The 13,541-nt window shown below is 72.0% G+C and carries 13 protein-coding genes; 10 read left to right on the top strand and 3 right to left on the bottom strand.

The annotated features are described in order from the left end of the window. The first annotated feature begins 92 nt into the window (after nucleotides 1-92). From KUM44_RS23880 to KUM44_RS23860, 5 genes are read left to right on the top strand one after another with little or no spacing between them, the layout of a single operon-like run. The gene (locus KUM44_RS23880) at nucleotides 93-1,289 is read left to right on the top strand and encodes a peptidoglycan bridge formation glycyltransferase FemA/FemB family protein (RefSeq protein WP_217210828.1); all 1,197 of its coding nucleotides are present in this window, start codon (nucleotides 93-95) and stop codon (nucleotides 1,287-1,289) included. Beyond that, on the top strand, nucleotides 1,286-2,932 hold the full coding sequence (gene murJ, locus KUM44_RS23875; RefSeq protein ID WP_302186037.1) for a murein biosynthesis integral membrane protein MurJ: 1,647 nt from the start codon (nucleotides 1,286-1,288) through the stop codon (nucleotides 2,930-2,932). Before KUM44_RS23880 ends, murJ begins: the two co-directional genes overlap by 4 nt. 23 nt (nucleotides 2,933-2,955) lie before the next feature. After that, the gene (locus KUM44_RS23870) at nucleotides 2,956-3,639 is read left to right on the top strand and encodes a response regulator transcription factor (RefSeq protein ID WP_217210820.1); all 684 of its coding nucleotides are present in this window, start codon (nucleotides 2,956-2,958) and stop codon (nucleotides 3,637-3,639) included. Then, nucleotides 3,636-5,114, top strand: coding sequence for a HAMP domain-containing sensor histidine kinase (locus KUM44_RS23865; RefSeq protein ID WP_217210818.1), 1,479 nt, complete (start codon nucleotides 3,636-3,638; stop codon nucleotides 5,112-5,114). The genes KUM44_RS23870 and KUM44_RS23865 overlap by 4 nt, the downstream gene beginning before the upstream one ends. Beyond that, complete coding sequence (locus tag KUM44_RS23860) at nucleotides 5,111-5,743, top strand: hypothetical protein (protein WP_217210816.1); 633 nt, start codon at nucleotides 5,111-5,113, stop codon at nucleotides 5,741-5,743. Before KUM44_RS23865 ends, KUM44_RS23860 begins: the two co-directional genes overlap by 4 nt. 22 nt (nucleotides 5,744-5,765) lie before the next feature. Here the strand turns inward: KUM44_RS23860 and KUM44_RS23855 are convergent, their stop codons facing one another. Continuing rightward, entirely contained in the window at nucleotides 5,766-7,184 is a 1,419-nt protein-coding gene (locus KUM44_RS23855) for a helix-turn-helix transcriptional regulator (RefSeq protein WP_308402705.1), read from the bottom strand. Between the two features lie 187 nt (nucleotides 7,185-7,371). Here KUM44_RS23855 and KUM44_RS23850 point away from each other — a divergent pair, with 187 nt between their 5' ends. After that, nucleotides 7,372-8,112 carry a DUF4232 domain-containing protein gene (locus tag KUM44_RS23850; protein WP_217210814.1) on the top strand — a complete coding sequence of 247 codons (741 nt, stop codon included), beginning with the start codon at nucleotides 7,372-7,374 and terminating at the stop codon, nucleotides 8,110-8,112. Nucleotides 8,113-8,163: 51 nt separating this feature from the next. Continuing rightward, nucleotides 8,164-9,000: a DUF2182 domain-containing protein gene (locus KUM44_RS23845; RefSeq protein WP_217210812.1), complete on the top strand. Its 837-nt coding sequence runs from the start codon at nucleotides 8,164-8,166 to the stop codon at nucleotides 8,998-9,000. Between the two features lie 52 nt (nucleotides 9,001-9,052). Here the strand turns inward: KUM44_RS23845 and KUM44_RS23840 are convergent, their stop codons facing one another. Further along, nucleotides 9,053-9,709, bottom strand: coding sequence for a DUF1326 domain-containing protein (locus KUM44_RS23840; protein ID WP_217210811.1), 657 nt, complete (start codon nucleotides 9,707-9,709; stop codon nucleotides 9,053-9,055). A 333-nt stretch (nucleotides 9,710-10,042) separates the two neighbouring features. Between KUM44_RS23840 and KUM44_RS23835 the strand changes: the two genes are divergently transcribed. Then, a complete protein-coding gene (locus KUM44_RS23835) occupies nucleotides 10,043-11,329 on the top strand; it encodes a peptidase (protein WP_217210810.1) in 1,287 nt (428 codons plus the stop codon). Nucleotides 11,330-11,400: 71 nt separating this feature from the next. On the opposite strand, the gene KUM44_RS23830 is transcribed toward KUM44_RS23835, so the two are convergent. Then, the gene (locus KUM44_RS23830; protein WP_217210809.1) at nucleotides 11,401-11,967 is read right to left on the bottom strand and encodes a DM13 domain-containing protein; all 567 of its coding nucleotides are present in this window, start codon (nucleotides 11,965-11,967) and stop codon (nucleotides 11,401-11,403) included. A 185-nt stretch (nucleotides 11,968-12,152) separates the two neighbouring features. On the opposite strand from KUM44_RS23830, the gene KUM44_RS23825 reads away from it, so the two are divergent. Both KUM44_RS23825 and KUM44_RS23820 read left to right on the top strand, forming a co-directional pair. Next, nucleotides 12,153-12,713: an RNA polymerase sigma factor gene (locus KUM44_RS23825; RefSeq protein ID WP_217210808.1), complete on the top strand. Its 561-nt coding sequence runs from the start codon at nucleotides 12,153-12,155 to the stop codon at nucleotides 12,711-12,713. Further along, nucleotides 12,710-13,528: a zf-HC2 domain-containing protein gene (locus KUM44_RS23820; RefSeq protein WP_217210807.1), complete on the top strand. Its 819-nt coding sequence runs from the start codon at nucleotides 12,710-12,712 to the stop codon at nucleotides 13,526-13,528. Before KUM44_RS23825 ends, KUM44_RS23820 begins: the two co-directional genes overlap by 4 nt. The last annotated feature ends 13 nt before the right edge of the window (nucleotides 13,529-13,541 follow it).

Below are 13,541 nucleotides of genomic sequence, written 5' to 3'. Positions count from 1 at the left end.
GGTCACATTCGCCGGACGGAGCGGTCATGGACCGCTGTGAGCCTCCTGTTGTGTCCCCGCGACCGGGCCGGGGAGAAGGAGAGGCTCAGACTGTGTCAGCGCTGCTCGTGCCGCCCAGCCGCGTGTGCCAAGCACGGAACCGGGGCTTCGCCCTGCGCCCCGTCACCGCGGAGACCTACCGCGCCTTCCTCGCGTCCCCCGACGGCGCCGCACTCGGCGCCGGATTCCTGCAATGTCCGTCCTGGGCCGACGTCAAGGAAGGCTGGCGCGCCCAACTGCTCGGCTGGGGACCCGATCCGCAGGCCGGCGCCCTGACAGGGGTGGCCCTGGTGCTGCTACGGCAGTTCCCCGGCACCCGCAAGTACTTCGCGTACCTCCCCGAAGGACCCGTCGCCGACTGGACCGACCCCGACATCGACGGCTGGCTCGGCCCGCTGCTGGACCACCTGCGCCGCGCCGGCGCCTTCGCCGTACGCATCGGCCCGTCGCCCGCCTACCGCCGCTGGGACGCCGCACTGCTCAAGCCGCTCACCGGACCGGGACGGCGCCTCGGCGACGTCCTCGCCAGCGAGGTCGACCCGCTCGGCACCGCCGTGGCCGAGCGGCTGCGCGCCCGCGGCTGGCGTCGCTGCGGCGGGGACGGCACCGGAGCGGACGGGGACGCCCAGCCCCGGCACGTCTTCCACGTACCGCTCGCCGGCCGCGGCACCGAGGACCTGTGGACCGGGCTCAACCAGGAGTGGCGCCGCAATGTCCGCCGCGCCCAGAAGGAGGGCGTGGAGGTCGTGGTCGGCAGCGCGGCCGAACTCCCCGAGTTCTACCGGCTGTTGGGTGTCACCGAGCGGCGCGACGGCTTCCGGCTCGGCCGCTCGCTCACCTACTACGAGCGCCAGTACGCGGCCCTCAACGCCGAGGAACCGGGCCGGATGAAGCTCTACCTCGCCCGGCACCGAGGAGAGATCCTCGCCGCCCACACGATGATCACGGTGGGCCGCCGTGCCTGGTACCAGACCGGCGCCTCCGCCGACCACCGCCGCGAGGTCCGCCCCTCCAACGCCCTTCAGTGGCGGATGCTCCAGGACGCCCACGCCCACGGCGCCGACGTCTACGACATGCGCGGGGTACCCTCCACACTCGATCCGGACGAACGTGCGTACGGACTGCTGCGGTGGAAGCTCGGCACCGGAGGACAGGTCGTCGAGACGTTGGGGGAATGGGAGAGGCCCTTGGCCGGCAGCGCCAACCACACGCTTTACCGCGCCTTCCAGGCGTACCTGAACCGCCGATGAAGCTGATCACGAGGGCGGCCCCTGCGGCCTCCGAGGCCTCCTCCGCGGCGCGCGGCAGCGCGGTCATGGCCGCCGGGTCCGTCGTCGGGAGGGCCACCGGTTTCGCCCGGTCCGCCGTCGTCGCGGCGGCGATCGGCACCATCGGGCCGGTCCCCGACGGCTACGCGGTCGGCAACGCCCTGCCCACCATCGTCTACATGCTGCTCCTCGGCGGCGCCCTGAACGCGGTCTTCGTGCCCGAGCTGGTCAAGGCCGCCAAGGAGCACGACGACGGGGGCGCCGCGTACACCGACCGGCTCGTCACCGTCTGCGTCCTCGCCCTGCTCGCGATCACCGCGGCCGCGGTCTGGGCGGCCCCCGCGATCATCGACGTGTACACCGACTACACCGGCGAACAGGCGGCCATGACCACCGCGTTCGCCCGCTACTGCCTGCCCCAGATCTTCTTCCTCGGACTCTTCACCTTGCTGGGGCAAGTGCTCAACGCGCGCGGCCGGTTCGGCGCGATGATGTGGGCGCCGGTGCTCAACAACCTCGTCGTCATGGCCGTGTTCGGCCTGTACCTGGCGATGGCCCTGGGCGGCGGGGACACTCTCACCCCGGCCGAGACCGCCGTCCTCGGCTGGGGCACGACCGCCGGAATCGCCGCCCAGGCCCTCGCCCTCGTCCCCGCCCTGCGCGCCGCCCGCTTCCGCTGGCAGCCCCGCTTCGACTGGCGCGGCAGCGGACTGACCCGGCCTCTGCGCGCGGCCGGCTGGCTGGTGCTGCTGGTCCTGGCCAACCAGGCCGCCTACTGGGTCACCACCCGGCTGGCCACGACCGCGGGCCTGCACGGGGGCCCCGGCTACGGCGCCTACAACAACGCCTACGCCCTGTGGGTCGTACCGCACGGCATCGTCACCGTCTCCGTGGTCACCGCGCTGATGCCCCGGATGAGCGCGGCCGCCGCCGACGGGGACACCGCCGCCGTACGCCGCGACGTCTCCCACGCGCTGCGGGTCTGCGCCTCGGCCGTGGTCCCCGCCGCCTGTGCGATGTTCGCCCTCGCCCAGCCGGTGATGGCCCTCGTCTTCGGGTACGGCAGGACCAGCGCCGCCGACACGGCCGCCATGGCCGGGATCCTGATGGCCTTCGCGCCCGGACTGATCGCCCTGTCCGGCCAGTACGTCCTGTCCCGCGCCTTCTACGCGCTCTCCGACACCCGTACGCCGTTCCTGCTCAACCTCGTCATCGTCGCCCTCAACGCGGGACTGTCCCTGGCCGCCGCGCACCTGCTGCCGGCCCGCTGGGCCGTGACCGGCATGGCGGCGGCGTACTCCCTGGCGCTGTGCGCGGGCTGGGCGCTGACCGGCCGGGTCTTGGCCCGCCGCCTCGCCGTCGCCCGCCCCCTGCGCTCTACCGCCGCCGGCGCCCACGCCCGCCTGCTGCTCGCCGCCGTCCCCGCCACCGCGCTGGGCCACCTCGCGGTCCTGGGAACCGCATCGGCGGGTGCGGTCATCTCCACGGTTGCCGGCGCGACCGCCGTCGTCCTCGGCTTCGCCCTGCTCGCCCGTCCACTGCGCCTCACCGAACTCGACGCGCTGCTCGGCGGCGTACGCCGCAAAGTGGCCCGTACCCGTACCCGTACCCGCACCCGCCCCTGACCATCACCGAGGGAGAACCGCTGATGTCCCGCGTGCTCCTCATCGAGGACGACCCTTCCGTACGCGAGGGGGTCGAACTCGGTCTGCGCCGCCGCGGCCACGAGGTACGGGCGGCCGCGACCGGCGAGGCCGGCCTCGCCGCGATGGCCGAGTTCCGCCCCGACCTGCTCCTGCTGGACCTGATGCTGCCCGGCATGAACGGTGTCCAGGTCTGCCGGCGGGTCCGCGAGCGCAGCCAGCTGCCGATCATCATGCTCACCGCGCGCGGCGACGACTTCGACGTGGTCATCGGCCTGGAAGCCGGGGCCGACGACTACATCGTCAAACCCGCCCGCACCGAGGTGATCGAGGCCCGCATCCGTGCCGTACTGCGCCGCCTGGACGACGACGGCCAGGACCGTGCGGCCGTCGAGGTCCACGGCGAACTCACCATCGACCGCGGCGGACTGACCGTCGCCAAGGCCGGCCGGCCGCTCGCGCTCGCGCCCTCGGAGCTCAAGCTCCTGCTGCACCTGTCCGCCGCCCCCGAGCAGGTGTTCAGCAGACAGCAGCTGCTGGAGCACGTCTGGGACCACAGCTACCACGGCGACGCCCGGCTGGTGGACGCCTGTGTCGCCCGGCTGCGCGGCAAGATCGAGGACCAGGTCGGCAGCCCGCGCTACGTCCAGACGCTGCGGGGCTTCGGCTACCGCTTCGGTCCGCTGTGAGCACCGGCCCCCAGCGGTCGCGGCGGGCCAGGGCGTTCGGGCTGCGCACCCGTCTGCTGCTCGCCTTCCTGCTGGTCGCCGCCGTCAGCGCGGGCACGACGGCCGCGCTGACCTACCGCGAGGCCCGTAACGCGGTGCTGCAAACCGCGCAGGACACGGCGGTCACGTCGTTCCGCGACCACGTCCAGCAGACGGGCTTCGCGCTGCCCGTGCAGGGAGGGGAGGGCCTGGAGCAGTTCCTGCGGGACATCGCCCGCAAGGGCAAGCCGCACCCCTGGGTGGTGTTCGCCGAATACGGTTCGGTCCGCGCCTCCTCGGGCGAGAACCCCGTGTCCACCGTCATCACCCCCGAACTGCGCCGCGCCGCGCGGGCCGACCCGCACGGAAGCTTCCAGCGCGTCGTCAAGGACGGCGTCCCCTACCTGACCATCGCCATGCCCATGGTCTTCAAGACCGGCCCGTACAGCCTGCTGCCCAGCGGACTCGTCCTCTACGCCGTCATGCGGATGACCGACGAACAGGTCAACGTCGACGCCCTCCTCATGGCCGCCCGCGACGGCGCCCTGCCCGGCCTCGCCGTCGCGCTGCTACCCGGCCTGATCGCCGCGCGCAGCGTGCTGCGCCCGGTCCGCGAACTGAGCCAGGCCGCCCGGAGCATGGGCAGCGGCCGGCTCGACACCCGGATCCCGGTGCGCGGCAGCGACGAACTGGCGGACCTGGCCCACACCTTCAACGAGTCCGCCGCCCAACTCGAGCACTCCGTACGGGAGCTGCGCGACGCCGAGGCCCGCGCCCGCCGCTTCGCCTCCGACGTCTCCCACGAACTGCGCACCCCGCTCGCCGGAATGCTCGCCGTCACCGAGGTCCTCGACGAGGACGCGGACCACCTGGACGCCGACACCGCCCGGGCCGTCCGGCTGGTCAGCGCGGAGACCGGAAAGCTCGCCGTGCTCGTCGAGGACCTCATGGAGATCTCCCGCTTCGACGCCCGCGCGGCCGAGTTGAACGCCGACGAGGTCGACGTCGCCGAGACCATCCGCAAGACCCTCCACAACCGCCACTGGACCGACGCCCGAGTCCGCACCGACCTCCCCGACGGCATCCGCGCCCGCCTCGATCCGCGCCGCTTCGACCTCGTGGTCGCCAACCTCGTGGGCAACGCCCTGCGCCACGGCAGCGCGCCGGTCACGGTACGCCTGCGCACCGAGGCGAGCTCCGCGGGCGAGCCGGTGCTGATCACCGAGGTCATGGACAGCGGCCCCGGCATCCGCCCCGAAGCCCTCCCGCACATCTTCGACCGCTTCTACAAGGCCGACGCGGCCCGCACCCGCACGGCGGGCAGCGGCCTGGGCCTGGCGATCACCCTGGAGAACGTCAGACTGCACGACGGAACGATCCGTGCGGGGAACCTGCCGGGGGGCGGTGCTGTCTTCACCGTCGAGATACCGCTTCACGCGGAGGAGGCCGGGGGATGAGGCGTGCGCGCAAGCGCCGGAGAACGGCGGCCGTCGCCCTCGCCCTCGCCGTTGCTGCGACCGCGGTGCTGCTCGGCGGCTGCGGGATCCAGGAGACCGACGTCATCGAGGCGGGCGGCCCCGCCAGCTTCCAGGCCTTCCTCGACCGCGACCACGACATGCTGCTCTTCTTCCGCTCTCCCGACGGAGGACTGAGCACCGTGATCCGGTCGACGCAGCCCCCGGCCGAGTTCGCCACCGGAGGCATCGACTCCGGCTCCGGCTCCGGAGACCAGAACCTCGACGACACGGCCGGCCCGGTGCCGACGGAGAAGGTCGTCCTGGCGTTGCTCGCCGGTCCCCGGGAGGAGGACCGGGCCGCCGGCCTGACCACCGCCCTCCCCAGTCCCCGCCCCGGCGGAACCGTCAAGGTCGAACCCTCCTCGAACGGCCGGGTCACGACCCACCTGCCCCTCGCCCTGAAGGCCCTGGACAACACCGCTCTGCGCCAGCTGACCTGCACGGTCGCCTACAGCCAGGACGCCGACGGCCAGGTCGTCGTGGAACTGAGGGGACAGGACGGGACATCGAGATCCGGCACCTGCCAACTCGCCCCCGGCAGCACCTCACTGCCCGAAACGGGCGCCTGAGAACGGGGTCCCGCGCGGGTCTCTACTGATTCGGCGGTGTCTCGATCCACTCGCCGCCGCCCAGGGGATAGTCGTAGGCCTTGCCGCCGACCTTGGCGCTGGTGTGGAACGGGGTGCCGCCGTTGTCGATGCGGACAGTGCCGCTGCGGCTGCCGCTGGACCAGTCCAGAGCGAGGTCCCAGCGGACGTCGTACGCCGTCGTATGGACGGTGACGTAGTAGACCTCGGGGTCGGACTCGCTGACCGAGTACGGAAAGTCGCGCTGGCCGTTCGCGACGGTGAGGCTGGGGCTGCCCTTGTCCAGGTCGGCGTCGAACGACCTGGTCTGGACGTCACCGCCGCATCCGGAGCCCATCGCGTACTCGTTCCAGCCGGGCGGCGCGCCCTTCGAGATCACGCGTATGTGCAACGCCTTCAGGACGACGGTCTCCTCGCCGGTGCCCTGGACGGTGAGGGCGACCCGCTGCTCGTTCGAGGAGATCGCCCCGTACGCCTTGGACCAGCGCTGGGCGTCCTGCTCGCCGGCCGGCGGACCGACGTGTTCGGGTTCGCTGTCGACGAGGAAGTGCTGACTGCACGGGCTGTCGTAGACGTAGGGACGGACGTCGACCGTCAGCGGGACGGCGTCGCTGTCGCCGGTGGGCCCGGCCGAGTTCTGTCCGCCGCCGGCCGAGGTGCCGGACCCGGCGCTCGCGGACCCGGTGGGGGAGGCGGAGGCCGATGAGGACGGCGACGGCTTCCTCGTCTTTCCGCTCGGGGACGGAACAGGGGAGGACTTCCCGGTGCCGGCCGTGCCGACCGTCTCCTCCGTCGCGGTGGCCCCCTGCCCCACCGGCCGGTCGCCCCCGCCGTCGCCGAACGGTAGTCGCACGGCGAGCACCACGGCTCCCAGCACGGCGGCGGCCGCGACGGAGGCGATCAGTGCGGTACGGCGACGAAGGGGGCGGCGGGGCTGCGTGACCGCGCCCGAAGGCCCGAAGACGACCGGACCGCCGTTGTCGTCCTCGTCCTCGCCCTTGTCCTTGCCCTTGTCCTCGTTCTCGCCCTCGTCCCCGTCCCTGTCTGCGTCCTCGCTCGGTCCGTGGGGTACGGCCGACGCGGCGGGGGCCGCCGCTTGCGGCACGTCGGCTGAGGCGACCGCACCTTGAGCCGGGCCCGCCGCTGCCTGATCCGTCCCGCGTCCGCGTGCCGCGTCCGCCAGGATCCAGCGCCGGTGCAGCTCCACCAGCTCCTCCGGCGTCGCCCGGCAGACCCTCGCGAGGCGCTCGACCGGTGCGTAGGCGGTCGGCACGGCGGTGCCGTTGCAGTAGCGGTGCAGTGTCGACGTACTCATGTGCAGACGCTTGGCGAGCGCCCCGTAGCTGAGTCCCGAGCGGTCCTTGAGGTCACGCAACAGCCGTGCGAACGCCTCCGTCTCCCCCGCCCCCATTGCCCCTGACACCCGGTCCCCTTGTCCCCGCATCCCATTCACGCGTTCCAGAGCCCTTGCATTCTCCCTGGTCAGAGCGCGTTTCGGCGTTCCATCGTCCCTAACTCCCCGCCATCAGTGGCGGTTGGGACGGATCACCTCACAAGCTTCGGTCATCCAATCACCACCGCAACCCGAACACCGAAGGGGCGCAGCAAACATGTCCGATATCCGTACCTCCCGTACTCGCCGCAAGCGTGTCCTCGCCGCCGCCGCGACCGTCGCCATCGCCACGCTCTCGCTGACCGCGTGCAACGACGGAACGGGCGTCCGGAGCGAGGCAACCGCCACGGGCGCCGCTACGAACTCCTCCTCCGTGGCCCCTTCCACGAGTGCGAGTGCGAGTGCGGGTGCGAGCGGCGGCACCGACGCCGACTCGTCCTCGTCCTCGTCCACCTCCGGTGGCGATGCCGCCGCCGACGCGGGTTCCGGCGCCAAGACCCCCGCGGCGAACGCGCCCGCCTCCTCCAGCAAGGACGTCACGTGCGAGGGGTCCAACACCAAGACGGTCGCGGCCCCGCTGAACCGCCCCGTGAACCACATGCTGCTCACCGTGACCAACACCGGCAGCAAGACCTGCTTCCTCTACGGCTACCCCGCTGTCCGCTTCGGTGAGGCCCAGTCCGTGCCTCCGGTCATCGAGGAGTCGCAGCCGCAGGCGGTGGTCACCCTCGCACCGGGCGAGTCCGGGTACGCGTCCGTGAGCCTGTCCGCCACCGACGGCAGCGCCTCGGGCGGCCGGACCGAGAAGTCCCTGGCCGTCTCCTTCTTCGGCCGCTCCATGAGCGGGAGCGTCGGCACGTCCGCCCACCCGTCGCTGCCCGCGAAGGGCCTCTACGTCGACGACTCCCTCAAGGTCACCTACTGGCAGCAGGAGATGGACGCCGCCACCAACTGGTGACAGCAAGAGAGATGCGTGCTGTCCTGGAACCAGCCGCAGGAGTGCACCCCCATGTGCCACAGCCGGACCTCCGCCTTCGCGTCCGCCCGGTCGCCCGCGCCGACCGGAGCGGGTGGCGGCTTGCTGCCGGCTCGGGATCTCGCGGCCGCCTGGTTCCTGGTCGTACTGATCGCGGTGCCCGCCTGGGCACTGACGATCGGGCAGGCCCGGGACATGGGGGTCGAGCCGGGCACGATGGGGATGGCGCTGCCGCTGTTCCTGCTGCTGTGGGTGACGATGATGGCGGCCATGATGCTGCCGTCCATGGCGCCGGTGGCGATCACGTGGGTGCGGGGGATCGGCCGGCAGTCCTCCGGCTGGGCGCGGACCGTGCGTACCGGAGAGTTCGTGGGCGGGTATCTGCTGACGTGGACCGCCTTCGGGCTGCTCGCCTACGCGGCCCTGGCCCTCACCGGCGGTCTGATGGACGACCACCAGACCGCCGGACGCTGGATCGGCGCGGCGTCGTTCCTGCTCGCGGGCCTGTATCAGGTCGGCCCCCTCAAGTACGTCTGTCTGCGGCACTGCCGCGACCCCATGAGCCACCTGGTGCGCTACGCCGGGTTCCGGCAGCCGGCCCGCGACCTTCGGGTGGGCGTCCATCACGGCGCCTACTGTGTCGGCTGCTGCGCGGGACTGATGGTCGTCCTCATTCCGCTCGGAGTGATGAACGTGGCCGCGATGGCGGGACTGGCCGTGGTGATCTTCGTGGAGAAGCTGTGGTCCCGTGGCCCGTTGCTCGCCCGGGGCGTGGGCGTCGCGTTTGTCGTGCTCGCCGTACTCGCGCCGTTCCAGGACTGGCTGCTGCCGGGGTTGCAGGGGTCGATGCCGTCGATGGGCGGCATGTGACTCACCTGACCGGCACCGGGGGGGCACGCCCTTCGGGGCAACGGGGTCCTCTCTAGTCGGGACCGCTCCAGTCGAACGGGAAGTATTTGCTCGACTTCCCCGAGCGTTCCCAGGAGAAGCCGAACGCCTCGGCGCGGTCGGCGGTTGCCCGCCCCCAGGTGGCGACCTGGCCGGGGCCGACCTCGGCGCCCGGGGCGTTGTGGACCTGGACGCGTGCGCCGTCCGGCGTCGTCGGGCCGGTGAGCGCCTCGGCGGTGGCCGTGACCTTGCCGGGAATCTCGGCCCGCCAGGTGGCGAGGTCCTCGTCGATCTCGACGTGGACGGGGGCGAAGTCCATGCCGCGCATCTCGGGGTGGAACATCTCCCCGAACTGCGCCGGCCATCCGCCCGCCTCACCGCCGAAGATGGCCCCGAGTGCACGGCGCTGCCGCTCGTCGGCGCGCTCGTCCAGGAACACCGCGGCGTACGCGTCGGTGTGCTCGCCGGCCCAGACGTTGCCGACGAAGGAGCCGAGCATCAGGACGTTGAGATCGTCGAGCCGCACGTCGCCGTAGCCGCCTTCCCGGATGTGCCAGACGAGCACGCCTTCGCAGTCGCCGTAGGTCGGGGGCTGGGCGAACGTGCAGGGGCACGGTATGGCGCACTTGCACACGTCGAACCAGTCACCGGCCAGGTGCCAGCGTGTACTGGTGCTGACTTGATCTGTCATCTCGCTTCCCTCCTGCCGAGCCCGAGGGAGCTCACTCGGAGTGGCGAGACCGCGTGCGTGTCCCGAGCGCGCGCCGGGGATGACCAGGCGGTCTCCCTTCCAGCTTGCACCCAACGATGAGATGACTCACAGAAGAAGTGCGGCCTCCGCAGGCAACTGTCCCCGTACATGCCATTTATTCGTACGCCGTGGAGACCTTTCCGGCAGGGGTGCGAGAAACCCCCTGTGGCCTTGAGCAGGCAGGTCATACGATCGCCGGGGCGTCGCACCGCGTGAGCACTCCGCGAGCGCGACGCCCATCGCGCTTTCCCGCCACTCGACCAGGGGTCCTTTGTGAAGATTCGCTGTGTTCTCGCAACTGCCGTCGCCGCCGCCGTGACCGCCCCGGTCGTCCTCCTCTCGGCCGCGCCGGCCTTCGCCGACGAGAAGCCGGCCGCGCAGACGCAGCAGGCCAAGCCGACGATCGAAGAGCTCGAGCGGGCCGTCGACCTCGCGCAGAAGGAATACGACGCCGCTGTCATCGCGGTGGACGACGCCATCAAGTTCTTCAAGGAGGGCTTGGAGGCGGAGACCTACCCGACCAAGGCCGCGGTCATCGAGACCAAGAAGGCCGCCGAGGCCGCCGCGAAGACCAAGACCGAGGCCGACCAGGCCGTCGTGGACGCCCGGGCCGAGCTGGACGCCGCCACCACCGACGAGGAGAAGGCCGCGGCGCAGACGGCGCTGGACGAGGCCGAGAAGGCCGCTCAGGAGGCCGCGGAGGCCAAGACCGCCGCCGACACCAAGGCCACCGAGGCGAGGACCGCCCACGACGACGCCCGTGTCGCCCAGGCCCGGAAGATCGACCTTCTCCAGAAGACGCGGGACGCGGCCAAGAAGAAGCTGGACGACGCGAAGAAGGCCCTGGCGGATGCCGAGGCCGAAGAGGGGGAGGAGCCGGGTGGCGAGTGCGTCCCCGAGCCCAGGCTCACCGCTGTCGTCAGCGGGCTGCCGGACAAGGTCGTCGGCGGCACCACGGCGAACTTCACGCTGCGCGTCACCAACGGCACCGACAAGACGATGGACGAGGTGTACCCGTACGCCGCCGTCCACGCCTTCGACGACAAGGGCCTCGAGGAGCTCGACTCCTACCTCGACCTGGAGTTCTCCACGGCCGCGAACCCGACCTGGCGCGACATGGACCTGCTGGGCGGATGGTCCGTCGGCTCCCTCGAGGCGAAGACCTCGGTCGACGTCAAGCTGCGGCTGAAGGTCGACGCAGACATCCCGGCCGGACAGGGCGCCGCCTTCGCCACGGCCGAATACGTCAACGAGGACGAGTCCTGCGGCGGTTACCCGGACCTCGACCACTACGAGTTCCAGATCCTGGCCAAGGGCAGCGACCCGGGCAAGGTCGAGGACGCCGAGGGCAAGCCCGGCAAGACCGACAACACCACCGGGCAGGGCGGCACCTCCACCACCCCGGTGAACGGAACCGGCGGTAGCGGCAACGGCTCGCTCGCCGAGACCGGTTCGAGCGATGTTCTGCCGAAGGTCGCCCTGGCGGGCGGCGCGGCACTCGTGCTCGGTGCCGGCGCGGTGGTCGTCGCCCGTCGCCGCAAGGCGGGCGCCGACGCCTGACCGCCACGGTGAGACGCGACCGGGCCCGTTCCCCCGTGGGGAGGCGGGCCCGGCCCGTCTGTCAGGGCCGGTCAGGCACGGGCGAGTTCGGCAGCGCCGAAGGAGACGTCGAACCGGTCGCACCAGATGCTGAGGCTGCTGAACCGGGCCGGATCGACGTCTTCGGGCACGACGTAGTTCTGGCTGCCCTTGTTGCCCTTCAACTTGCCCAGGCTGACGTACTCGCCGTCGTCGAAGACCCCCCAGCCGGCCCGGCCGGCCTTCACCGGCGCGTCCGTCAGCCACACGCGCAGATCCGGCCCATTGCTGGTGTCGAGGTCCTCCAGCCGCACGACATGGGAGCCGTCGGCCAGCCGCACGAGCCTGACCGTGCCCGTCGTCGCATGCTCATGACTGATGAGCTCACCGCTCGCCAGCGTCACGGGCCCGGCCGGGGCCGGTGCGGAAGGCTCGTCGGAAGGCGCCTGAGCAGGTTCCTTCGAGGCGTTCACGGTTTCGGGCAGTGCCTCCTGGACCGTTTCGTCCTGCCACAGCTTCCAGGGCTGGAACCAGTACAGCCCGAAGCCGGCCCCCGCGACAGCCAGCACCAGCACCCCGATCACCCACGGCTTGACCAGCACCGTCCGCACCCGCCCCATCCTGTCCCTCCTCCTGAGAGCCATCCGTCGTCACCCATTGAACGGAACGAACGGCCCTCCCGACGCCGGCAGCCGATTACAGAACACTTACGTCCCCGCGGGCCGTGGCGCCCCCTCCGTATTTCCGTGTGACGGGGATCACGCCGAGGGGAAAACCTGGCGTCCGGGCCCGCCGTCTAGAGGGTGTGAGATCAGCGAGGAAGGCACCGGGCGAGCTGGACGAGGAGCGTCTCGTCCGGCTGGTGGCCAAGGGCGACCGTGCCGCGTTCGAGGAGCTGTACCGGCGTACGTCGCCGTGGCTGGCGGTGCGGTTGCGCCGGCGCTGTGCGGACGAGCAGATCGTCGCCGAGGTGATGCAGGAGACGTATCTGGCGGTGTGGCGTGCGGCGGGTGCGTTCGCCGGGACCGCGGCCGGAGGGACCGCCGTCGGCTGGCTGTGGACGATCGCGGCGCGCCGCCTCGTCGACGCCTTCCGGCGCAGGGCCCACCACGCGGAGCCGCCGCCCGCGGCAGCCCCGCGGGCCGTGGCGCCCCCCGCGGAGGAGGAGGCGCTCGCGGCCACCGTCGGCGGTGACGTCGGGGACGCGCTGCGGCGCCTCGCGCCGGAGCTCAGACAGGTACTACAGGCCATGGTGCTCGACGGGATGTCCGTCCGGGAGACCGCCGTCCTGCTCAAGCTGCCCGAGGGCACGGTGAAGACCCGGGCCCGCCGGGCCAGGATCGCGATGCGGAAGGCGCTGGCATGAGCGTGGAACACGCGTCGATGCGGATCATCGACGGTTACGCGCGCGGCGACACGGACATCGCCGCCGACGAGGTGTGGGCGCTGGAGGCCCACCTGGAGGCGTGCGGGGTCTGCCGTGACCGGCTGTCGGCCGCCGTCGGGGCCGAGGTCCCCGCCGTGGCGGCGTTGGTCGACACCGTGTGGTCCGGCCTCGAACCCCAGTTGGCCATGGCCGTCCCCATGCCGCGCCGACGGCGCTGGTCGCCGCGGCTGTCGGGGTGGATGACGCCGGCGATGGTGCCGTGGCTGGCCATGACCGTGGGCGTGACGCTGCTCGCGCTCCTGCTGGACCTGGTCGGCCCCGGCCCCGGAGAGGTGTCGCTGGTGCTCCTGCTCGCCCCGGTGCTGCCCGTGCTCGGCGTCGCGGCATCGTGGTCGCGCGGACTTGATCCGGCGTACGAGCTGACGGCCTCTGTGCCGAGGGCCGGGCTGCATCTGGTGCTGCGGCGCACCACGTCCGTGCTCGCCGTGGTCGTCCCCGCGCTGCTGGTGGGCGGATGGGTGACGGGAGTGATGGTGGCTCAGTGGCTGCTGCCCTGTCTGGCCTTCACCTCCGCGACCCTGGCGCTCGGCGGTGTCGTCGGCGTGACCCGCGCCGCCGCTTCGCTGGTGGCCGTGTGGGCTGCCGTGGTCGTGGCACCGACCCTGGCCACGAGCCGTACGACCTTCGTTTTGCAGACCGGCGGCCTGCCCGCGTGGGGGCTGGTCCTCGCGCTCGGCATCGGTGTCGTGATCGCCCGCAGGGGCGCGTACGCCGTGCTGGGAGCCCGTCAATGACCATCGGACCATC

Source organism: Streptomyces sp. AC550_RSS872, from assembly GCF_019049285.1.
In the GTDB taxonomy this organism is placed as follows: Bacteria; Actinomycetota; Actinomycetes; order Streptomycetales; family Streptomycetaceae; genus Streptomyces.
The sequence above is the reverse complement of the archived record's forward strand: the minus strand, read 5'-3'. Positions and strand labels throughout refer to the sequence as shown.